Annotated in this window: 18 protein-coding genes; 11 read left to right on the top strand and 7 right to left on the bottom strand. The window is 73.0% G+C overall.

From position 1 onward, the window contains the following. The first annotated feature begins 49 nt into the window (after nucleotides 1-49). The 3 genes from AB0B58_RS34935 (at nucleotide 50) to AB0B58_RS34925 (ending at nucleotide 3,769) form a co-directional block, all read left to right on the top strand. Entirely contained in the window at nucleotides 50-397 is a 348-nt protein-coding gene (locus AB0B58_RS34935; protein WP_360232879.1) for a hypothetical protein, read from the top strand. 92 nt (nucleotides 398-489) lie between these two features. After that, on the top strand, nucleotides 490-2,334 hold the full coding sequence (locus tag AB0B58_RS34930) for a Xaa-Pro dipeptidyl-peptidase (RefSeq protein WP_360232876.1): 1,845 nt from the start codon (nucleotides 490-492) through the stop codon (nucleotides 2,332-2,334). A gap of 229 nt (nucleotides 2,335-2,563) precedes the next feature. Continuing rightward, entirely contained in the window at nucleotides 2,564-3,769 is a 1,206-nt protein-coding gene (locus AB0B58_RS34925) for a serine hydrolase (RefSeq protein ID WP_360232873.1), read from the top strand. On the opposite strand, the gene AB0B58_RS34920 is transcribed toward AB0B58_RS34925, so the two are convergent. After that, a complete protein-coding gene (locus AB0B58_RS34920; protein WP_360232870.1) occupies nucleotides 3,752-4,741 on the bottom strand; it encodes a DUF6461 domain-containing protein in 990 nt (329 codons plus the stop codon). The two genes, AB0B58_RS34925 and AB0B58_RS34920, sit on opposite strands and share 18 nt — an antisense overlap. Before the next feature lie 87 nt (nucleotides 4,742-4,828). Between AB0B58_RS34920 and AB0B58_RS34915 the strand changes: the two genes are divergently transcribed. Continuing rightward, nucleotides 4,829-5,992, top strand: a complete 1,164-nt coding sequence (locus AB0B58_RS34915) for an alkaline phosphatase PhoX (RefSeq protein WP_360233050.1) — start codon at nucleotides 4,829-4,831, stop codon at nucleotides 5,990-5,992. A 16-nt stretch (nucleotides 5,993-6,008) separates the two neighbouring features. Here AB0B58_RS34915 and AB0B58_RS34910 read toward each other — a convergent pair whose 3' ends face one another. The 5 genes from AB0B58_RS34910 to AB0B58_RS34890 form a co-directional block, all read right to left on the bottom strand. Next, nucleotides 6,009-6,176: a hypothetical protein gene (locus AB0B58_RS34910; protein WP_360232867.1), complete on the bottom strand. Its 168-nt coding sequence runs from the start codon at nucleotides 6,174-6,176 to the stop codon at nucleotides 6,009-6,011. 33 nt (nucleotides 6,177-6,209) lie between these two features. Beyond that, the gene (locus AB0B58_RS34905) at nucleotides 6,210-7,028 is read right to left on the bottom strand and encodes a hypothetical protein (RefSeq protein WP_360232864.1); all 819 of its coding nucleotides are present in this window, start codon (nucleotides 7,026-7,028) and stop codon (nucleotides 6,210-6,212) included. A 4-nt stretch (nucleotides 7,029-7,032) separates the two neighbouring features. Beyond that, nucleotides 7,033-9,135, bottom strand: a complete 2,103-nt coding sequence (locus AB0B58_RS34900; RefSeq protein ID WP_360232861.1) for a M1 family aminopeptidase — start codon at nucleotides 9,133-9,135, stop codon at nucleotides 7,033-7,035. Between the two features lie 65 nt (nucleotides 9,136-9,200). Beyond that, the gene (locus AB0B58_RS34895; RefSeq protein ID WP_360232858.1) at nucleotides 9,201-10,457 is read right to left on the bottom strand and encodes a saccharopine dehydrogenase NADP-binding domain-containing protein; all 1,257 of its coding nucleotides are present in this window, start codon (nucleotides 10,455-10,457) and stop codon (nucleotides 9,201-9,203) included. A 50-nt stretch (nucleotides 10,458-10,507) separates the two neighbouring features. Then, nucleotides 10,508-11,542 (bottom strand): LacI family DNA-binding transcriptional regulator, encoded by a 1,035-nt coding sequence (locus AB0B58_RS34890; RefSeq protein ID WP_360232855.1) that lies wholly within the window; start codon nucleotides 11,540-11,542, stop codon nucleotides 10,508-10,510. Between the two features lie 101 nt (nucleotides 11,543-11,643). Between AB0B58_RS34890 and AB0B58_RS34885 the strand changes: the two genes are divergently transcribed. The 4 genes from AB0B58_RS34885 (at nucleotide 11,644) to AB0B58_RS34870 (ending at nucleotide 16,209) form a co-directional block, all read left to right on the top strand. Beyond that, nucleotides 11,644-12,798 (top strand): Gfo/Idh/MocA family oxidoreductase, encoded by a 1,155-nt coding sequence (locus tag AB0B58_RS34885; protein ID WP_360232852.1) that lies wholly within the window; start codon nucleotides 11,644-11,646, stop codon nucleotides 12,796-12,798. A 25-nt stretch (nucleotides 12,799-12,823) separates the two neighbouring features. Continuing rightward, complete coding sequence (locus tag AB0B58_RS34880; protein WP_360232849.1) at nucleotides 12,824-13,978, top strand: dihydrodipicolinate synthase family protein; 1,155 nt, start codon at nucleotides 12,824-12,826, stop codon at nucleotides 13,976-13,978. Next, complete coding sequence (locus AB0B58_RS34875; RefSeq protein WP_360232846.1) at nucleotides 13,975-14,778, top strand: sugar phosphate isomerase/epimerase; 804 nt, start codon at nucleotides 13,975-13,977, stop codon at nucleotides 14,776-14,778. Before AB0B58_RS34880 ends, AB0B58_RS34875 begins: the two co-directional genes overlap by 4 nt. 123 nt (nucleotides 14,779-14,901) lie before the next feature. Continuing rightward, the gene (locus AB0B58_RS34870) at nucleotides 14,902-16,209 is read left to right on the top strand and encodes a GAF domain-containing sensor histidine kinase (protein ID WP_360232843.1); all 1,308 of its coding nucleotides are present in this window, start codon (nucleotides 14,902-14,904) and stop codon (nucleotides 16,207-16,209) included. Here the strand turns inward: AB0B58_RS34870 and AB0B58_RS34865 are convergent. Next, the gene (locus tag AB0B58_RS34865) at nucleotides 16,206-17,237 is read right to left on the bottom strand and encodes a LacI family DNA-binding transcriptional regulator (RefSeq protein WP_360232840.1); all 1,032 of its coding nucleotides are present in this window, start codon (nucleotides 17,235-17,237) and stop codon (nucleotides 16,206-16,208) included. The two genes, AB0B58_RS34870 and AB0B58_RS34865, sit on opposite strands and share 4 nt — an antisense overlap. 149 nt (nucleotides 17,238-17,386) lie before the next feature. Between AB0B58_RS34865 and AB0B58_RS34860 the strand changes: the two genes are divergently transcribed. Genes AB0B58_RS34860 through AB0B58_RS34850 form a run of 3 tightly spaced genes read left to right on the top strand, consistent with a single transcriptional unit; the run spans nucleotide 17,387 to nucleotide 20,526 of the window. Next, entirely contained in the window at nucleotides 17,387-18,610 is a 1,224-nt protein-coding gene (locus tag AB0B58_RS34860) for an amino acid ABC transporter substrate-binding protein (RefSeq protein ID WP_360232837.1), read from the top strand. A 7-nt stretch (nucleotides 18,611-18,617) separates the two neighbouring features. Next, nucleotides 18,618-19,505: a branched-chain amino acid ABC transporter permease gene (locus tag AB0B58_RS34855; protein WP_360232834.1), complete on the top strand. Its 888-nt coding sequence runs from the start codon at nucleotides 18,618-18,620 to the stop codon at nucleotides 19,503-19,505. Further along, nucleotides 19,489-20,526: a branched-chain amino acid ABC transporter permease gene (locus tag AB0B58_RS34850; protein WP_360232831.1), complete on the top strand. Its 1,038-nt coding sequence runs from the start codon at nucleotides 19,489-19,491 to the stop codon at nucleotides 20,524-20,526. Before AB0B58_RS34855 ends, AB0B58_RS34850 begins: the two co-directional genes overlap by 17 nt. The last annotated feature ends 8 nt before the right edge of the window (nucleotides 20,527-20,534 follow it).

The following is a 20,534-nucleotide window of genomic DNA, read 5'->3' as shown; positions in this document are numbered from 1 at the left end:
TGCGCGGCGGCCTCATCCTCGAGATAGAACCGTCCCGAGGAGTTGCGCGATGCGAAGTGTCGACATCATCATGGCCGCCCGCGCGGAGGCCCTGTTCACCAGCGATCTGCCCACCGGCTCCCGGCCGGACCCGGCGGACACCGAGCGCGCGATCCGGGACGCCGTACACACCTACGGCGGGATCCGCGGCTGCGCCGCACAGATGGCGTACGGCTACGGCGACAACCCCGAGGCCGCCGCGCACCGCATGCGGTGGGCCCGGAGCGTGGTCGCCGCCAACTATCCGAGACGCCGGCCCACACCGTCGCTCGGGTCCCGCCGTTCCGGATCCGGGTCCTACGCGGTCCGCAGGCCGCCCGTCGTCCTGGGCGTCGCGCCCACGGCCAAGGTCGCGTAGCCCGCCCGGATCGCCCCGGTCGCGGTCCCGCGATCGGCCGCGCGGCGGCCACCGGGCCCCCGGGTATCGATCGCAGGCGATATGGTCGGCCGATGCGATCCGTCCGAAGTGTGGCGCACACCCTCGCCGCCATCACCACCGCCGTCCTCACGGTCCTGGCGACTGCCGCGGTGGCACAGGCCGCCCCGGTCGCCGGCGGCACCGAACCGGTACACGACTACGGTCAGGCCATCCGCGAGCAGGTCTGGGTGCAGACCCAGGTCGACAGCGACGCCGACGGCAGGCCCGACCGGGTGGCCGTCCGCGTCATCCGGCCCCGCACCGACGCCAAGGTTCCGGTGATCTTCCAGGCCAGCCCCTACTACGCCGGTCTCAACGACGTACCGAATCACGACGACATCGACCGCGACGGGGCCGCCGCCCGGCGCGGCGTGGCGCCCGGCGCCGACCGCGCGGCCGAGTCCATCGTCTTCGCCGGCTACCTCGACAACTACTTCGTGCCGCGCGGCTACGCGGTGGTCTTCGCCGACAGCCTCGGCAGCGGCGGCTCGGACGGCTGCCCCACCTCGGGCGGGCGCAACGAGACCCTCGGCATGAAGGCGGTCGTCGACTGGTTCAACGGCCGCGCGCCGGGCTTCGACGCCGCGGGCGCACCGGTGCGGGCCGACTGGTCGACCGGGCGCACCGGCATGATCGGCGTCTCCTACAACGGCACCCTGCCGAACGCGGTCGCCGCGACGGGCGTGCCCGGGCTGGAGACGATCGTGCCGATCGCCGCGATCTCGAGCTGGTACGACTACTACAGGGCGAACGGCGGGGTCGTGGCGCCCGGCGGCTTCCAGGGCGAGGACACCGACGTGCTCGCCAAGGCGGTGCTGACCCGCGCGAATCCGGAGGTCTGCGCCGGCGTGATGGCGGCGATCGAGCGCGACCAGGACCGGGTCACCGGCGACTACAGCCGCTTCTGGGCCGAGCGCGACTACGTGCGCGACGTGGACAAGGTCCGCGCCAGCGTGCTGCTGGTGCACGGCCTGCACGACGACAACGTCCGGACCCTGCAGGCCGGACAGTGGTGGGACGCGCTGGCCGCCCGCCACGTGCCCCGCAAGATCTGGCTGCACCAGGCCGGGCACACCGACCCGTTCAACGTACGCCGCGCCGAGTGGCTGAGCACGCTGCACCGCTGGTTCGACAAGTGGCTCTACAAGATCGACACCGGCATCATGCGCGAGCCGATGGCGGACGTCGAGGTCGCGCCGAACGTGTGGCGCACCTCCCGCACCTGGCCGGTGCCGGGCGCCCGGCCGACCGCGATGTTCCTGGGGGAGTCCGGCCTGGCGACGCGGCCGTCGCCGCACGCGGATCGGCAGTCCTTCGTGGATGACCCGGCGCAGACCGCCGCGGAGCTCGCCGACGACGAGGCGAGCGCCGATCCGAACCGGCTGGCGTACCTCTCCGAGCCGCTGACCCGCGAGACCCGGCTGTCCGGCACGCCGAGGGTGACCGTCCGGGCCGACCTGGACGGCAGGTCGCCGTACCTCACCGCGCTGCTTGTCGACTACGGCGTCGCGGACCGCTACGCCGCGCTGCGGTCGCTCACGGTGCAGGACTGCGTCGGCCCCGGCATTCCCGGCGACCCGGGATGCTTCAACCGCCGGGAGTACGTGACCACGCGGACGCCCTCCGAGATCGTCACCCGCGGCTGGCTCGACGTGCGCAACCGGCTCTCCGCCTCGCACAGCACGCCCGTGCGGGCCGGGAAGGCGTACACCTTCACCTGGGACCTGCAGACCGAGGACCACGTGTTCCCGGCGGGTCACCGGATCGGCCTGGTGCTCATCGCCACCGACCGCGACCACACCCTGAGGTACCCGGCCGGCACTGAGGTCGGCGTGCGGCCGGGCGTCTCCCGGGTGGTCCTTCCGCTGGCGGACTGAGCCCGCGACCCGGATCGTCGCGACGCCCCGTCCCGGGCGTCGCAACGATCCGGGTCGATCTTTTCGCGCCGCCGTCGAACCGTCCGGGCCCCCGCTGCGTGAACACTTCCGAGACGTCTCGCACCACGCACACGAAGTGCACCGGATCGACGAGGACGGCGGGGACTGTCATGACCGAGCGCACCGAGCGCAGCGAGGGCCACGAGGGCATGACAAGGGAGGCACAGTCATGACCAACGCAATGGACCAGGAGCTCTACCGGGACGCCCGGACCGCGGGTAAGTCCTGGTGGGAGCGCCAAGGCGACTTGATCATGCGCCGCCCGTTCAACGAGTGGACCTTCACGCACATGAACCGGCTGCTGCCGACCGAGCGGGTGTCGCGGGGCGATTTCCGGTTTCCGCTCGCGGGCCGGTCGCGTCCCCTCGAGCTGACCTACCGGTTCGACGGCCGCGAGTACAGCCTGTCCGATCTGCACCGCCGGACGTTCACCACGGCGTTCGTCGTGCTGCACCGCGGCGAGCTCGTGCACGAGACCTACCCGGGAACCTTCGCCGGGCCGCGCGCCCGGTTCCAGCTCTTCTCGCTGTCGAAGTCGGTCACCTCGATGCTGGTCGGCATCGCCCTGGCCGAGGGTGCCATCGGCGGCCTGAACGATCCGGTCACGGCGTACCGGCCCGACTTCGCCGGCACGGCCTACGACGGCACGACCCTCGGCGACCTGCTCGACATGAGCAGCGGCGTCGGCGACCTCGAGCGGTGGGACGTGCCCGGCACGGACATCAAGCGCTTCGAGGAGGCCTGCCTGGGCCGCGGCACCGTCCTCGACGTGCTGCGCTCAGCCCGCCGCACCGGCGTGCCCGGCGCGCGCTTCAACTACTCGACCCTCGACTCGCAGCTCATCGGCTGGGTGCTCGAGGCGGCCACCGGCCGCACCCTGGCCCGGTACGCCGCCGAGCGGCTGTGGAGCCGCATCGGCGCGGACCGCGACGCGTACTACTGGCTCACCCGGTCCCGTCCGCGGACGGCGGTCGGTGGCGGCTCGTTCAACGCGACCGCCCGCGACGTGGCCCGGCTCGGGCTGCTCATGTCGCACGACGGCCGGATCGCCGGCGAGCAGATCGTGCCGCAGTCCTGGGTGCGCCGCAGCGCCGTCCGCAACGTCCCGCACCTCGCCGTCGGCGCGCTCGGCCCCAGCGGCTACGACCACTACGGCTACGCCAGCCAGTGGTGGACCCTCGCCGGCGACCACCGCGCCTTCACCGGCCTCGGGGTGCACGGCCAGTACCTCTTCGTCGACCCGGTGGCCGACGTCGTGGTCGTCAAGACCAGCGCCTGGCCGACCGAGGACGACGAGCAGCGCGACCGCGAGACCATCGCGGCCCTGAGCCGGATCGCGGGGCACTTCGGCGCGAGGTCAATCCTGACCGCGTAGGGCGTCGAGGGCCGCCGCCCGGGCCGCGTCGTCGGCCAGGGCGGCGGGACCGGCGGCGAGCGGCCGCAGGGCGGCGAGCACGGCCACCCGGGGGTCGGGATCCAGCACACCCCGCAGGCTCGCGGCGAACCAGTCGAGTCCGTCGGGGCCGGGGGTTGCCAGCCATTCGCGGACCCGCCGGCCGAGGGGCGAGTCTGCGGCGACCGGGCCGCCGGCGTCGAGCGCCTCGTCCAGCCCGGGTGTGTCCGCGACGCCCAGCGAGGCCGCCTGGCGGCGTACCTCCGCCACCGCAACCGCCCGCTGCAGGGCGGGTGCGGCCGCCTCCGCGGCGGCGACCAGGTCGGCGGCGTGCGGCGTGCGCCGGCCGGCGCGCAGCAGCTCGCCGGGGCGGGCGGGGGTGACGAACCAGGGTTCGAGCCGCGCCGAGAGCCGGGCGGCGCGCAGCGGCTCCTCCGGCATCCGGACGCCGGTGATCCGCTGCGCGAGCACGATCGCCCGGGCGTCCGCCTCCCGCCAGGCCGTGTCGGACTCGTCGGACGGCGGGCGCAGGCCCAGCGCGTCCATCAGGTGGCGCAGCATGCCCGGGTCGGCGCCGAAGGTGGTCTCCTCGGTCGGATATCCGGGGTCGAACCCGGCGATCGTCGCCCCGTCGACCGCGTAGCCGAAGTGCGCTGCGGACTTCCCGCCGCGGAACACCGAGACCGCGGCGGTGCCGCGCGAGGCCGCCTCCAGCAGCGCGTGGTCGGCGCCGAGCGCGCCGCCGGGCTCGATCACCACGGACCAGGCGCCGAGCGTCAGCGCGGCGGCGTTCGCCGGGCCGCACGGCTCGCCGGGTTCGCGCTCGCGGAGGGTGTCCGGGCAGCCGCCCATCCGCAGCAGCGCCGCGGCGGCGTCGGCGCCCTTGACGAAGGTCAGGCAGAACGTCTCATCGAGTTCGGCGATGAGTCGATGGGCAAGAGCGAGATCATCCACGGTCGCCAAGCCTAGGGTGTACCCATTTCAATATAATAAGAGAACTATGATGCTTTTCATCCGTATCATCGAGCCCGGGGGATGACGATGGACCGTCGGACACTGCTGCGCGCCACCGTGCTGGGCGCCGGCGCCGTGGCGCTGCCGTTCACCGGCTGGTCCGCGGCGTATGCCGCGGCGCGGGAGGACACCGGGCCGTATGGGCCGCTCGGCGCCGCCGACGCGAACGGGATCTCGCTGCCCGCGGGCTTCACCAGCAGCGTGGTGGCCCGCTCCGGCCGCACCGTCGCGAACACCGGCTACCGGTGGCACGACGCGCCGGACGGCGGCGCGACCTTTCCCGACGGCGACGGATGGATCTACGTGTCCAACTCGGAGGTGCCGCTGCCGGCCGGGCGGGGCGGCGCCTCGATGCTCACGTTCGACGCGGCCGGCCGGGTGGTCGGTGCGAGGCGCATCCTCTCCGGCACCACCAGCAACTGCGCCGGCGGCGGCACGCCCTGGAACACCTGGCTTTCCTGCGAGGAGATCGACCGCGGACGGGTCTTCGAGACGTATCCGCGCGGCGGACGGGCCGCCGTCGCCCGCCCGGCGATGGGCCGGTTCAAGCACGAGGCCGCCGCCGCCGACCCGGCCCGGCGGGTCGTCTACCTCACCGAGGACGAGCCCGACGGGCGGTTCTACCGCTTCGTGCCGGCGCGCTGGCCGAACCTGTCCGCCGGGACCCTGCAGGTCCTCTGCGGGGGCACCGGGACCTCGGGCGCCTTCACCTGGGCGAGGGTGCCCGACCCCGACGGCCTGCCGGTACGCACCCGGCACCAGGTTCCGGCGGCGAAGCGCTTCAACGGCGGCGAGGGCTGCTACTACGCCGACGACACGGTGTGGTTCACCACCAAGGGCGACAACCGCATCTGGGAGGTCGACCTCAAGGCCGGCCGGTACCGGCTCGCCTACGACGACAACCTGATCAAGCCGGGCCCGGCGCCGCTGACCGGCGTCGACAACCTGACCGGCTCGAGCTACGGCGACCTGTACGTGGCCGAGGACAACGGCAACATGGAGATCTGCATGATCACCCCGGCGGCCCGGGTGTCGCGGTTCCTGCGGGTCAACGGCCACGACCGGTCCGAGCTGACCGGGGTCGCGTTCAACCCGAAGGGCGACCGGTTCTACTTCTCGTCGCAGCGCGGCGGCTCCGGCCTGATCACCGACGGGATCACCTACTGCGTGCAGGGGCCGTTCCGCACCTGAGCGCGCCCCGGCCGCCTCAGGGCTTCGGCCCCGGGCGCCGGCCGGTGCTGCGCAGGTTGACCAGCCGGTTGAGCAGGTCGAACCAGAACGGCGCACCGATCGCGGCCGCGGCGGCGGTGAGCGCGAGGCCGAGCAGCTTGAGCAGCCAGTCGCCGGCGGCGGGCTCCTGACCCGGCTGCGCCACGCACGCCGACGGGGTGCCCGGGCAGCCCTCCGGTCACCACAGGACGCGTCCGGTGCCCTCGACGGCGCCGACCAGCTCCCGTACGCAGGAGGCCCGGTCACCGGCCGGGGTGCCGGCGCAGACCGAGCCCTGCTGTACCTGGCCCACCACCGCCGCCCGCACCGCCGGATCGCGGTAGAGGGTGCCCGCGATCGCGTACGCGTCGATGTTGGCGGCCAGGCACAGCCCGGCGGCGACGACCAGCAGCCAGCGCTTCGCCCAGCGCTTGTACCAGCCGGACACCCGGTCCATCTGGGCGTCGTACCAGTGCTCGACGCCGGCGCGGAAGTCGTCGAGGCTCGCCGCGCTCTGGTCCGCGAGCCCGAGCAGCGCCTGCCGGGCCGGCATCGAGGGGTCCAGCCCGGCGACGGCCGCGCGCACCCGGTCGAGCGTCAGCGGGCCGCCGTCGCCCGGCACCAGGGTGTCGAGCAGCGCCCGGGAGAACATCTCGGCCGGCACGTACGGCGGCACCCGGGTCCGCTCGCCCGCCACGGACGGCCGGGGCTGCATCATCGCGCGCAGCATCGGGTGGTCGAAGACGAGCGCGGTCAGCCCGGCGTCGCCGACCGTGCCGTCCGTGCGGGTCAGCGCCTTGTCGTAGAGCACCTTCTCGGCCTCGGCGCCGGCGAGCGGGCCGGGCTTCCCGGCACCGTCGCCCTTCGCGTCGAGCATGTTGCGCAGGCCGCGCAGCAGGTACTTGGCGCGCTTGCGGGTCAGGTTGCCGACCCATTCGACGATGGCCGAGGCCACCAGTGCGGTGAGGCCGAGGGTGAGGACGACCGCGATGACGACGTCGAGGACCGGACTGGACACCCGCTCAGCGCCGCAGCCAGCGCTTGACGACCGGGGTGGGCCCGGCGACCTTCGCGGCGGTCACCGGCGACATCGCCACCTCCGGGCGGACCGGGCTGAACAGCCAGGTCTGGAAGAGCTTGTCCAGCGACTTGCCGGAGATCCGCTCGGCCAGGTCGACGAACTCCCCGGTGGTGACGTTGCCGCCGCGGTTGACCGAGGCCCACGTCCGCAGGATCCGGAAGAAGGCCGCGTCGCCGACCGCGAGGCGCAGCATGTGCAGCGTCATGGCGCCGCGCACGTAGACCGGCGCGTCGAACAGGTGCTGCGGTCCGGGGTCGCCGACCGGCAGCGCCCAGAACGTGGGGTCGTCGGCGAAGGTGCCGTAGAGGAAGTCGAAGTTCTGCTGGGCCGTGCCGAGCCCCTCGCGCTCGCTCCACAGCCACACCGCGTAGGTCGCGAAGCCCTCGTTGAGCCAGATGTCCTGCCAGCGGGCGAGCGCCAGGCTGTCGCCGAACCACTGGTGGGCCAGTTCGTGCACCACCACGCCGTCACCGCCCTCCTGGGTGCCGAAGAAGGCCTGCGCGTACACCGGGCGGGTCTGGTTCTCCAGCGCGTAGCCGAACGCGTCCGTGCTGTCCACGATGCCACCGGAGGCAGAGAAGGGGTACTGCCCGAAGGTGTCGGCGAGGAATCCGGTGATCTCCGGTCCCCGGGCCAGTGAGCTCTCGGCCCGCTCGCCCGGCGTCGGCGGCGCGTCCGCGGCCGTACCCGAGATCCAGTTGCTCGGGTTGGCCGGGCTGCCGGCCGGCGGACCGCCGGGCGCCCAGCCGTCCAGGGTGCTGCCGTCGTCCTCGAAGGACGTGCTGCCCTCGCCCGTCGAGACCACCACGTCGTCGACGAAGGCGCCCGCGAACGTGATCGACTGATCGTTGACCGAGCTGAGCGAGACCTCGACGGTGCGGCCCGCGTAGCCGGAGAGGTCGATCGACCATGGCTCGTAGCCCTCGCTGCCGCCGCTCGCCGCCGACCACCGGCCGGTGCTGCCGGCGGCCGCGCAGGCGTCGGCGCCGGGCGTCAGGTAATGCAGCAGGAACGGGTGCAGGTCCGGGGCGTAGAGACAGACGGCGCCGGTGTCCGCCGTGCTGTGCCCGTTGGCGTCGGGCAGGGTGGTCCAGTCCTCCGCGCCGGCGGTGCGGGCCTCGACGAAGAAGAAGTCCCAGCCCTCCTCGGTGTCGCGGGTGACCGCGAAGCTCAGGTTCGCGCCGCCGGCGGGCACGGCGATGGTCCGGGTCAGCCGCTTGTACGACGGCTCGCCGTCCTGGGTCAGCGCCATCCGGCTGCCGGTGCGCGGCGCGGCGGGCGGCGCGAACAGCTTCGGGTCGAGCGCGTCCCAGTACCTGATCCCGCCCGCCCTGTGCGCCTTGACCCGGTATTCGCCGACGGTGGCGGTGGCCAGGTAGGAGGCCATCGGCTCCTTGACGTCCCAGGTCGTGGTGGTCCAGCCCCGCCGGGTGGTGCGGCTCAGTAGCACGCCGTTGGAGACCGATTCGAGGCCCTGGGGCGCGGTGATCCTGATCGTGTAGGCCGCCTTGTCCAGCGGATGGTCGTTTACCGGGAACCAGGTCGAGGCCACCTTCGGCGCCCCGATGATGACCATGCCGTCGTCGGTGGCGAAGACCCCGGAGGCGACCAGGTTCGGGTCCTGGATGACCTGCGGCACGCCGTCGTAGCCGGCCACCACGGTGAACGCCTGGCCCCGGCGCAGGCCGCGGCGCGGGGTCACGGTCAGCTCGCCGCCGGCCCGGCTCCAGGCCGCCGGCAGTCCGTCGACGGTCAGCGACCGCAGGTTCAGCCCGTCGAAGTCCAGGTTGAACGAGGACAGGTCCTGCGTGGCCAGGGCGCTGATCGTCGCGTTGCCGGCCAGGGCGTCCGTGGCCGGCGCGTAGGTGATGTCGAGCCCGTAGTGCCGCACGTCGTAGCCGCCGTTGCCGGCGAGCGGGAAGTACGGGTCACCGATGCCCGGCGCGCCGGGACGGAACAGGGTGGGGTACGCACCGGCCGGGGCGATCGCCGTCAGGACGAGGGTGACCGCGACGGCGAAGACAAGAGCGGCTCTGCGCATCATCCGGGCCTCCACGCGGGCGGTGCAGTACCGGCACGCTACCGCGCCCGCGCACGCCGAGGCCAGCGTCAGCCGTCGATGGCTCCGGCGGTGATCTCCAGCCCCGCCGCGCGCAGCCGCGCGACCAGGGCGTCGCCGATGCCGGTGGCCGGGGTGAGCACCCCGCCCGGCGAGGCCGGCAGCGCCGAGCGGTCGAGGGCGAGGGCCAGCGCCGACTCGCCGAGCATGACCGCGGTCGCGGCGTACCCGGGGTCGCCCTTGGCCCGGACCCGGGCCTTGTACCGGGCGCCGGTGGTGGTCCTGGTGAACAGGTCCACGGTGAAGTGACCCTCGCGGCGGGCGCGCTCGTCCGGACCCTCGCCCGGCTTGGGCAGGATCCGGTCCAGCACGAACCGGGTCGGCGGCAGCGACAGGCCCAGGACCAGCGCGCCGAGGCCCACCTTCGTCGCGATGGCGAGCACCGGCGACAGCGGCGACCTGCCCGTGCTCATCGCCTCGCGGTAGCGGAAGCGGCGGCCGTACGCGAATCCGCGCAACGCGTTGCTGCGCCGCACGACCCGGGTGTTGTAGGGCGCCATCACGAACGGGGCGAGGCTGCCGCGCAGCGACGGGTCGACCTCCGCGGCCCGCGGCGTCTCCATGTCGCTCTGCGGGCCGAAGTCCGGCTCCTCGTCCGGCGCCGGGCTCAGCGCGTACGGGTTCGCGGCGAGCCGGCGCAGGCCCCGGTCGTTCTTGACGACGTCCAGCTGGTGCCGCAGCGAGTCGATGGTGCCGCCGCTGGCCCCGCCGCGGAAGCTGGTGACCACGAGTGTGGTGTCGGTGAGCGCGCCCGCCCCGTCGGCCTCGATCCGGGCGTGCAGGACGTGCACCCCGAGGTCGGACGGGATGGAGTCGAAGCCGCACGAGTGCACGATCCGGGCGCCGGTCGAGCGGGCCAGCTCGTGGTTCTCGTCGATGCTGTCCCGGGCGAAGAGCACCTCGCCGGTCAGGTCGACGTAGTCGGTCCCGGCGGCCGCGCAGGCGTGCGCGAGGGCGCGCCCGTACTTCGCGTACGGCCCGACGGTCGTGATGACGACGTGCGCCGCGGCGGCCAGCTTCTCCACCGCCGAGGCGTCGGCGGCGTCCGCGACCAGCACCGGCCAGTCCACCCCGAGCTTCGTACGCACCGCCTCGAGTCGGGCGGCCGAGCGGCCGGCCAGGGCGATCCGGGTGCCGGCGGGCGCGTGCGCGGCCAGATGTCCGGCCGTCAGCACGCCGACGAAGCCGGTGGCGCCGTAGACGACGATGTCGAGATCGCGGACCCGGGGGGAGACTTGATTGCTCATGGTCGCCGATTCTCCGTCACGCCGGTCGATCCCGCCCGGGCGGGTAGGCCCTAGGGCCGGCTCCGCGTCCCGCGCGGCGCGGCGGTGCTGCCCCGCAGCACCAGCCGCGCGGCCGCGTGCTCCACCAGCGGGGCGCCGCGCTCGCCCTCCCGCAGCGCCAGCGACATCGCCCGTACGCCGATCTCCTCGAGCGGCAGCCGGACCGTGCTCAGCGGCGGCGTCACGTCGACGGAGATCGGCATGTCATCGAAGCCGATCAGGCTCATCCGGCCCGGCACGTCGATGCCCCGCTCGCGCAGGCAGGCCAGCGCGCCGACGGCCATCGAGTCGTTGAGCGCCGCCAGCGCGGTCAGGCCCGGGTTCGCCTCCAGCAGGGTGGCCGCCGCGGCCCGGCCGCCGTTGCGGTCGAAGTCCGCGTACGCCACCTGGCGGGCGGTGAGCCGGTGTCCGTGTTCCTTCGCGGCGCGCCGCAGCCCGGCCAGTCGGTCGGTGGTGGTGGTCAGGTGCCGCGGCCCGGCGATCACGCCGATGGCGGTGTGGCCGAGGCGGTAGAGCGCGTCGCCGGCGAGGTAGCCGCCGGGCTCGTTCTCCGGCACGACCGCGTCGCCGGCGTGCTCGTGCCGGCCGATCACCGCGACCCGGCCGCCGGTGCTCTCGTAGATGCGCAGCTTGGCGTCGAGCCGGGCGGTGATCGGCGCGTCGTGGTAGCCGGAGCCGGCCAGCACTATCGCGGCGGTCTGGTGCGCGTGCAGCAGATCGACGTAGGCCAGCTCGCGCTCGGGGTCGCGGTAGCTGTTGCAGATGATGACCAGCCGGCCGTGGTCGGTCGCGACCCGCTGCAGGCCCCGGGTGATCTCGGCGAAGTACGGGTCGGAGACGTCGTGCACGATCACGCCGACGGCGGTGCGGTCGGCCCGGGCGAGCTGCTGCGCGTTGGCGTTCGGCACGAACTGCAGCTCGGCGACCGCCGCCAGGACACGCTCGCGGAGCGCCTCGGCCACCGGCTTGGGGCTGTTGTTGATGATGCGGGAGACGGTCGCGGTCGAGACCCCCGCCCGCCGCGCGACGTCCGCGAGAGTCGCCACCGCTGAAGACTAGCCCATGAACGCCGACGGGCAAGCGCTTGCCTGAGGTGTCCGCGCGCCGGTAGCCTGCCAGGAAAGCGCTTACCTGAGGGGGTCGGCCCATGTCCGCTCGCGTCCCGATCGGGATCGTCATGAACGGTGTCACCGGGAGGATGGGCTATCGCCAGCATCTGGTCCGCTCGCTGCTCGCCATCCGCGAGGCCGGCGGCCTGCCCCTGCGCGACGGCTCGCTGCTCTGGCCCGAGCCGGTCCTGGTCGGCCGCAGCGAGGCGCGGCTGCGCGACGTCGCGGCCCGCCACGGCCTCACCGACTACACCACGGACCTCGGCGCCGCCCTGGCCCGGCCGGACGTGCGGATCTACTTCGACGCCCAGGTGACCAGCGAGCGGGAGAAGGCCATCGGCCTGGCCGTCGCGGCGGGCAAGCACATCTACACCGAGAAGCCCCTCGCCACGACGCTGCTCGGCGCGATCGAGCTGGCCCGCGCGGCCGACGCCGCCGGCGTGCGGCACGGCGTGGTGCAGGACAAGCTCTTCCTGCCGGGCCTGCGCAAGCTGCAACGCCTGATCGACGGCGGCTTCTTCGGCCGGATCCTGTCGGTACGCGGTGAGTTCGGCTACTGGGTCTTCGAGGGCGACTGGCAGGCCGCGCAGCGCCCCAGCTGGAACTACCGGGCGGCCGACGGCGGTGGCATCGTCGTCGACATGTTCCCGCACTGGCACTACGTGCTGGAGCAGCTGTTCGCCCCGGTCCGCGCGGTCACCGCGCACATCGCCACGCACGTGCCGCGGCGCTGGGACGAGCAAGGCGAACCGTACGAGGCCACCGCCGACGACTCGGCGTACGGGATCTTCGAGCTCGAGGGCGGCGTCGTCGCTCAGATCAACTCCTCGTGGGCGGTCCGGGTCAACCGCGACGAACTGGTGGAGTTCCAGGTCGACGGCGTGCAGGGCAGCGCGGTGGCCGGCCTGCGCGGCTGCCGCGTCCAGCACCGGGCCACCACCCCGAAGCCGGTCTGGAATCCCGACCTGCCGGTCACCGAGCGCTTCCGCGACCAGTGGCAGGAGGTGCCGGACAACGAGGAGTTCGACAACGGCTTCAAGGCGCAGTGGGAGATGTTCCTGCGCCACGTCGCCGAGGACGCGCCGTACACCTGGGACCTGTGGGCGGGCGCGCGCGGGGTGCAGCTGGCCGAGCTGGGCCTGCGGTCGGCCCGCGAGGGCCGCCGCGTCGAGGTGCCGGAGCTGGAGCGATGAGCGGATCATCAGCCGGAGCGAGGGCATGAGCCGGGCCGTGCGGCTGCCCGGCGGCGCGCTGACCCTGTCCGGCGCGGGCTCGCAGTGGGCGGCGCCGGGTGAGCCGTTCACCGGCCGGATCGCCTACGCCGCGGCACACGTCGTCGCCGACCCCGCCGCCGAGAACATCCCCGGCGCGCCACCGGTGCTGGACTGGGACGCCACCCTCGCCTTCCGCCGCCACCTGTGGTCGCACGGCTTCGGCGTCGCTGAGGCCATGGACACCGCGCAGCGCGGCATGGGCCTCGACTACCCGGCGGCCCGCGAGCTGATCCGCCGCTCGGCCCGCGAGGCCGCCGCGGTGGGCGGCGCGGTCGTCGCCGGCGTCGCCACCGACCAGCTCCCACCCGGCCCCGCGACCCTCGACGAGATCCGCAAGGCGTACGGCGAGCAGCTGGCCGACGTGCAGGCGGCCGGCGCCCGCCCGGTCCTGATGTGCAGCCGGCACCTGGCCGCCGCGGCCGAGAGCGCCCAGGACTATCTCGACGTCTACGGGCGGCTCATCGCCGACTCCGACCAGCCGGTCCTGCTGCACTGGCTGGGCCAGGCCTTCGACCCGCGGCTCGCCGGATACTGGGGTTCCGGCTCGCGGTGGCGGGCCGCGGACACGGTGGCCGCGCTCGTTGCCGCGCATCCCGGCCGGGTCGACGGGATCAAGCTGTCCCTGCTGGACGAGGAGTTCGAGGTGGCGCTGCGACGCCGGCTCCCGGCGGGCGTGCGCCTCTACACCGGCGACGACTTCAACTACCCGATCCTGATCCGCGGCGACGAGCGGGGCCACTCCGAGGCGCTGCTGGGCATCCTCGCCGCGATCGCGCCCGCGGCGGCCGCGGCGCTGCGGGCCCTGGACGCGGGCGACCTCGGCGGGTACGACCGCATCCTCGCGCCGACGGCGACCCTCTCGCGGCACCTGTTCGCGGCGCCGACCTGGTACTACAAGACGGGGATCGTGTTCCTGTCCTGGCTGGCCGGCCACCAGGACCACTTCACGATGGTCGGCGGGGTGCAGAGCGGCCGCTCGCCGGCCCACCTGGCCGAGCTGATCCGGCTGGCCGACGCCGCGGGACTGCTGCCGGACGCCGACCTCGCCGCGCACCGGGCCCGGGCCTGGCTGACCACGGCGGGGGTGGCACAGCCGTGAAGCGCTTCGCCCTCAACCAGGCCACGACCCGGCACTGGCCCATGCCCGACCTGGTGGCGGGCTGCGTGCAGGCCGGCGTCACCGGCGTGGGCCTGTGGCGCGAGAACGTGCACGGCTACGGCGTGGAGCGCTCGGCGGCGCTCGTCCGCGACGCCGGGCTGGCCGTGACGTCGCTCTGCCGCGGCGGCTTCTTCCAGGAGCCGCGGTGGTGGGACGAGAACCGGCGGGCCGTCGACGAGGCGGCGGCGCTCGGCGCGCCCACCCTGGTGCTGGTCTCCGGCGGACTGCCGCCGGGCAGCCGGGACATCGACGCGGCCCGCGCGCACGTGGGCGCCGCCATCGGCAGGCTCGTGCCGTACGCGCTGGACGCCGGGGTGTGCCTAGCGATCGAGGCGCTGCACCCGATGTTCAGCTCGGACCGCTGCGTCGTGGCGAACCTGAAGCAGGCCCTCGACCTCGCGGCGCCGTACCCGCACGAGGCGGTCGGGGTGGTGATCGATACCTACCACCTGTGGTGGGACGACGCGGTGTGGGAGCAGATCGCCCGGGCCGGGCGGGAGCACCGGATCGCCTGCTTCCAGGTCGCCGACTGGCTGACGCCGCTGCCGGCCGGTGTCCTGATGGGCCGCGGCCTGCCGGGCACGGGCTGTGTCGAGCTGCGCCGCTTCCGCGAGGCGGTGGACGCGGCCGGCTACACGGGCCCGGTCGAGGTGGAGGTCTTCGCCGAGGACGTCTGGTCCCGCCCGGGCCGCGAGGTCCTCGACGAAACCCTTGAACGCTACGGCGCCCACGTCGCCTGACCTGGGTGGCGGGATGGCGGGACCAGGGCCGATGACCGACCGGGGCGGGTTGCCTGCCGTGGTTCGCCGAACGCAATACGCTGTGCCCGCGGCGGCGCTACCGTGAGGGTCGTGAGGTGAGCCGTGGAAACCGGTGACCAGGGCGTCGTGCAGTTGTCCGCCCAGGAGCAGGAGGTGCTGGCGCAGCTGGAGTCCTACGATGCGCTCAACGGCGAACGCATCCCGGATCTGGACGTCATCACCGCTCTGGCCGCGAACCTGTGCGAGGTCCCGACGGCCGTGATCAACGTGCTGACCGCCGACCAGCAGATCCAGATCGCCGCCGTCGGCTTCGAGGAATCCGTGTGCCGCCGCGAGGACGCCATGTGTGCGGTGACCGTCGTCAGCCCCGAACCCGTCATCGTCGCCGACGCCAGCTCCGACCCGCGTTTCGCGAACAACCCGTTCGTCACCGGCGTCATCGACTCGATCCGCTTCTACGCCGCCACCCAGTTGCGCGGGCCCGCCGGGCACGTGCTGGGCACGTTGTGCGTGTTCGACCGGCAGCCCCGCACGCTGAACGCCGTCCAGAGGGTCCGGCTGAACGAACTCGCGATGCTGGTCGTGGACGTGCTGGAACTACGTCGCCGCACCCACCAGCTGCAGACCATCCTCGCCGACCGCGACCAGGTGATCGGCGAACTCGGCCAGCTGCGAACCGAGCTGGAACGCTCCAACGAAGCTCTGCTGCGCTTCGCCGGCACCGTCGCACACGACCTGCGCGGCCCGCTGACCTGTATCACCGGCACGGCCGGCCTGCTCGCCGAGGAGGTACGCGACGGGGACCCCAGCGCCGTCACCGCCGAGGTCAACACGATCTCCCGCGCCGCCCAGCGGATGGGCACCGTCATCGATGACCTGCTCACCTACGCCGGTGTCGGCGGCCGCCCGAAGCAGTCCTGGGTAGACCTCAACGATCTGGTGTCCGACGTGATCGAAGACGTCAGTGCCGCGATCGACCACGAGCACGCCATCGTGCATGTCGGTGCGCTGCCCACCGTCGAGTCCGATCCCACCCACCTCCGCCTGCTCTTGCAGAACCTGCTCGGCAACGCGCTCAAGTTCCGCCGCCCCGACCGGCCCTGCGTGATCAACATCGAGGCCATCGCGCGGCCGTACCACTGGGTGCTGCGGGTCGCCGACAACGGCATCGGTATCCCCGCCGACAAGCGCGAGGCGGTCCTGCAGCCGTTCGTCCGACTGGCCCAGGAGATACCAGGGCACGGCATCGGCCTGGCCACCTGCACGGAGATTCTGCGTACCCATCACGGCCGGTTCGAGATCGGCGACACGCCGGGCGGCGGAACGACCTTCACCGCCACGTTCCTCAACCCCAGGCAGGACCCACCCGGCGACACCGAGGCGGAGACCCCGCGGGCCGGGCCGTCCTAGCCAGGGGCCCGGCCGGTCGAGTCGCGGACGATCAGTCTGTGTCCGGTGGAGCGCCGGCGGGGCCGGGCCGAGCGGGGCTTGAGTGCCAGTTGCAACGCCATCCGGCCCATGTCCGTCATCGGCAGGCGGACCGTCGTCAGGCTCGGCGCCAGGTCCGCCGCCACCGAGACGTCGTCGAAGCCGACCACCGACATCCGGTCCGGCACGCCGACGCGGCGCGCGCGCAGCGCCGACAGCACGCCCATCGCCATCGCGTCGTTGAGCGCCACGATCGCGGTCGTGTCCGGGTGGTCGGCGAGGATCTGCTCCGTCGCGGCCCGGCCGCCGTCGCGGGTGAAGTCGGTGTGCACCACCGGCAGGTCGTCCAGGGACAGGCCGTGCGCGTGCAGGCCGGCCGCCACGCCCGCCAGCCGGTCGGCGACCGTGGTCAGGCCGGGGGTGCCGGCCGCCACCGCGATCCGGCGGTGCCCGAGGCCGACCAGGTGGTCGCCGAGCGCCCGGCCGCCCGCCTCGTTGTCGGGCAGGACCGCGTCGACGCCGAGCGCGTGCCGGCCGATGACCGCCACCCGGCCGCCCAGGCCCTGGAAGGCCGACAGCTCCGCCCTGGCCTCCGCCTCGATGCGCAGGTCGCTGTAGCCCGAGCCGGCGATGATGATGATGCCGACCCGCTGGGCGATCAGGTGCCGGATCTGGCGCAGCTCGTGGTCCGGGTCGCGGCCGGAGTGGCAGATCTGTACCAGCAGGCTCTGCTCGTCGGCGACCTGGATGACCCCGCCGGCGATCTCGGAGAAGTACGGGTCGTCCACCTGGTGCACGACCAGGCCCACGGTGGAGCTGGCGCCGCCCGCGAGGGTCCGCGCGTACGGATTGGCCACGTAGCCGAGCTCGCGCGAGATGTCCCGGATCCGGTTGGCGACCTCCTCGCTGACGCCGTCGCGGCCGGCGAGGGCGCGGGAGGCGGTCGCCAGCGAGACACCGGCACGCTCGGCGACGTCCTTGAGGCGCAGCCTCGGGCCGGGTTTGGGCATCCGTCCACTCTCCACGGAATTCGGTCCTGGTCGGATCACTGAACGTCAGGCTCGTGTTACGGAGGCTATTGCCAGTGACACGAGACTCAGCTTAGGCTACGTAAGCGCTTTCGCAAGCGCTTACGTCCCGGGCAGAGGAGCTTCCGAGGATGCGTTCATCACTTAGGCGTACACGTTGGGCCACGGCCCTCGCCGCGACCACGATCCTCGCTCTCGGCGCGTGCAGCGACGACGACGGCGGGGCGGAGTCCACCGATGACCCGATCGTCGTCGGGATCTCGCTGCCGCTCACGGGGGACTTCTCCGAGCCCGGCAAGGGTGTCCAGCAGGGCTACGAGGCCTGGGCGAAGATCGTCAACGACAAGGGCGGCCTGCTCGGCCGCCGGATCGAGCTGAAGATCCTCGACGACCAGTCCAATGCGGACCGGGTCGTCGCCGACTACGAGCAGTTGATCGGCAGCGACAAGGTAGACCTGGTGGTCGGCCCGTTCTCCACCCGCCTGGTCGTGCCGTCGGCCCGGGTGGCGGAGGAGTACGGCATGCTCTTCGTCGAGCCGGCCGGCGCCGCCAAGGAGGTCTTCTCGCAGGGCTTCAAGAACCTGTTCTACGCAGCACCCGCGGTGGCCGACGACCACTACAACCACCTGGCCGAATACCTGCTGGCGATGCCGGCGGACAAGCGGCCCGCGACCGTGGCCTACGCGGCCATGGACGACCCGTTCGCGCAGGGCACGGCGTACGGGCTCAAGGCCAAGCTGGAGGCGGCCGGGCTCAAGACCGTCGTCGACGAGGTCTATCCGCCGAACACCACCGACTTCGGCAGCATCGCGGCGAAGATCGCTGCGTCGAAGGCGGAGATGCTGGTCGGCGGCTCGCAGTACCAGGACGGCGTGAACCTGATCGTCGCCCTGCAACAGCTCGACTACCAGCCCAGGCTCGCCGCGTTCTCCGGCGCGCCGACCAACCTCGAGTTCGCGGCGGCCATCGGCAACAAGACGGAGGGCGTCCTCTCGCCGACCGGCTACAGCCCCGACGCGCCGTACGAGAGCAACAAGGAGTTCGTGGAGAAGTTCAAGGCGCAGTTCGGCAAGGAGCCCGAGGAGGACCAGGCGAACGCGTACACGACCGGACAGGTGGTCGGGGCCGCGGTGACCGCGGCGGGCTGCGCCGAGCAGGGCGACTGCCAGAAGAAGCTAGTCGACTGGGTGCACGCGAACCAGGTCGAGACGGTGGTCGGCCCGCTCAGCTGGGACGCCGCCGGCCGGCCGCAGGGCGCACACATGATCCAGCAGTGGCTGGGCGGATCCATCAAGATCGTGCTGCCGGATCCGGTCAAGGAGGCCGACCTCCTGTACCCGAAGCCGGCCTGGTGAGTCGCCGATGCCCTCCGGCGGCCTGGTGTTCCAGAGCGTCATCCTCGGCCTGCTGCTGGGAGGGCTCTACGCCCTCCTGGCGGCGGGGCTGACCCTCTACTTCGGCATCATGCGGGTGGTGATGATCGCCCACTCGGCGTTTCTCATCCTCGCCGCCTACCTGGCGTGGTGGTCGCACGAGCGGCTCGGCACCGACCCGCTGCTCTCGATGATCGTCACGGTACCGCTCTTCTTCGGCGCCGGCGTCCTGCTGCAACGGCTGCTGCTCTCCAGGCTGCGCCCGATCACCCTGACGATGATGTCGGTGCTGCTCACCTTCGCCGTCGCGCTGATCATCGAGGGCCTGCTCGGGTACGCGTTCACCGGCACGCAGCGGCGCATCCAGCTCAGCTACGGCTCGGCGAGCATCGGGCTGTTCGGCGCCCGGATCGCGGTGGTCAAGCTGATCGCGTTCGGCCTCGCCGTCGTCGCGCTGGGCGGGCTCTACCTGCTGATGAAGAGGACGACGTTCGGATGGGCGCTGCGGGCGACGATCCAGCACCGCGACGCGGCCCGGCTGGTCGGCATCGACACCGCGAAGGTCGCCGGGTACGGCTTCGGGGTCGGGCTGGCCACCGCCGCGGTCGGCGGCACGGCCCTGTCGCTCGACACCACCATCTACCCGTCCCTGCACTGGCACTGGATCGGCCCGCTGATGGCCATCATCGTGGTCGGCGGGCTCGGCAGCGTGCCCGGCGCCGCGGCCGCCGCGGTCCTGCTCGGGCTCATGCAGAGCCTGCTGCAGATCCCGATGGGCACGACGTGGGCGCAGACGATCTTCTACCTGGCGCTCTTCGCGACGCTGGCGTTCCGGCCACAGGGATTCTTCGGAGGCCGTCTTGCCCAGCGCTTCTAGGCGGGTCCTGACCGCGGTGGGGCTGGTGGCCCTCGCCGCGGCGGTGCTGTCGTTCCCGAGCCTCGCGCCGAACCCCTACATCCTGTCGGCCGGCATCGTGGTGCTGAACTTCGCGGTGCTGTCGACGTCGTGGAACTTCGTCGGCGGCTTCACCGGCTACATCTCGCTCGGCCACGGCGCCCTGGCCGGACTCGGCGGCTACGGCACCGCGCTGCTGGTCACCCGGGCCGGCCTGCCCAGCTTCGTGGCGCTGGCGCTGGCGGCCCTGCTGGTCGCGGCCCTCGCGGTGCCGATCGGCCTGGCGGCGCTGCGGGTACGCGGCGCGTCGTTCGTCATCGTCTCCATCGCGCTGGTGCTGATCCTGCTGCTGGTGTTCCAGAGCTGGGCGGCGGTCACCGGCGGCTCGCGCGGGCTCGTGGTGCCGCGGCCGTTCCCGGGCCTGCTGCGCCCCGAGCACCACCGGGTCTTCTACTACCTCTTCGCGGCCCTGCTGGCCCTGGCCCTGCTGGCCTGGTGGCTCATCGACCGGTCCCGCTTCGGGCTCGGCCTCAAGGCGATCCGCGAGGACGAGGACAAGGCCGAGGCGCTCGGCACGCCGACCCTGGCGTACAAGTTGATCGTCTTCGTGGTCTCGGCGGGGTTCACCGCGCTGGCCGGCGGCCTGTACGCGCTGTGGTTCGGCGACCTCGACCCGGTCTTCCAGTTCTCCATCCTCACCGGCTCCTACCTGGTGCTGATGGCGCTGCTCGGCGGCGTGCGCAACCTGTTCGGCCCGTTCACCGGTGCGCTGATCGTGGGCGTCGCGCTCGAGTACTTCAAGGGCCGGTTCGGCAACACGCCGCTGCACCTGGTGGCCACCGGCGTACTGCTGGGCCTGGTCGTGATGTTCATGCCCGACGGCGTGCTGCCCGCGCTCGGCGGCCTGCTGCGGCGGCTGCGCAGGACGCAGCAGAGCTCGATCCGCGAGGTCACCGCCGCCGAGCTGCGCGACGAACGCGAGCGCGAGGAGGCCCGGCAATGAGCGAGCTT

Origin of the sequence: Actinoplanes sp. NPDC049118, assembly GCF_040648555.1 — a bacterium.
GTDB lineage: Bacteria > Actinomycetota > Actinomycetes > Mycobacteriales > Micromonosporaceae > Actinoplanes.
This window is presented reverse-complemented; position numbering and strand designations above follow the sequence as displayed.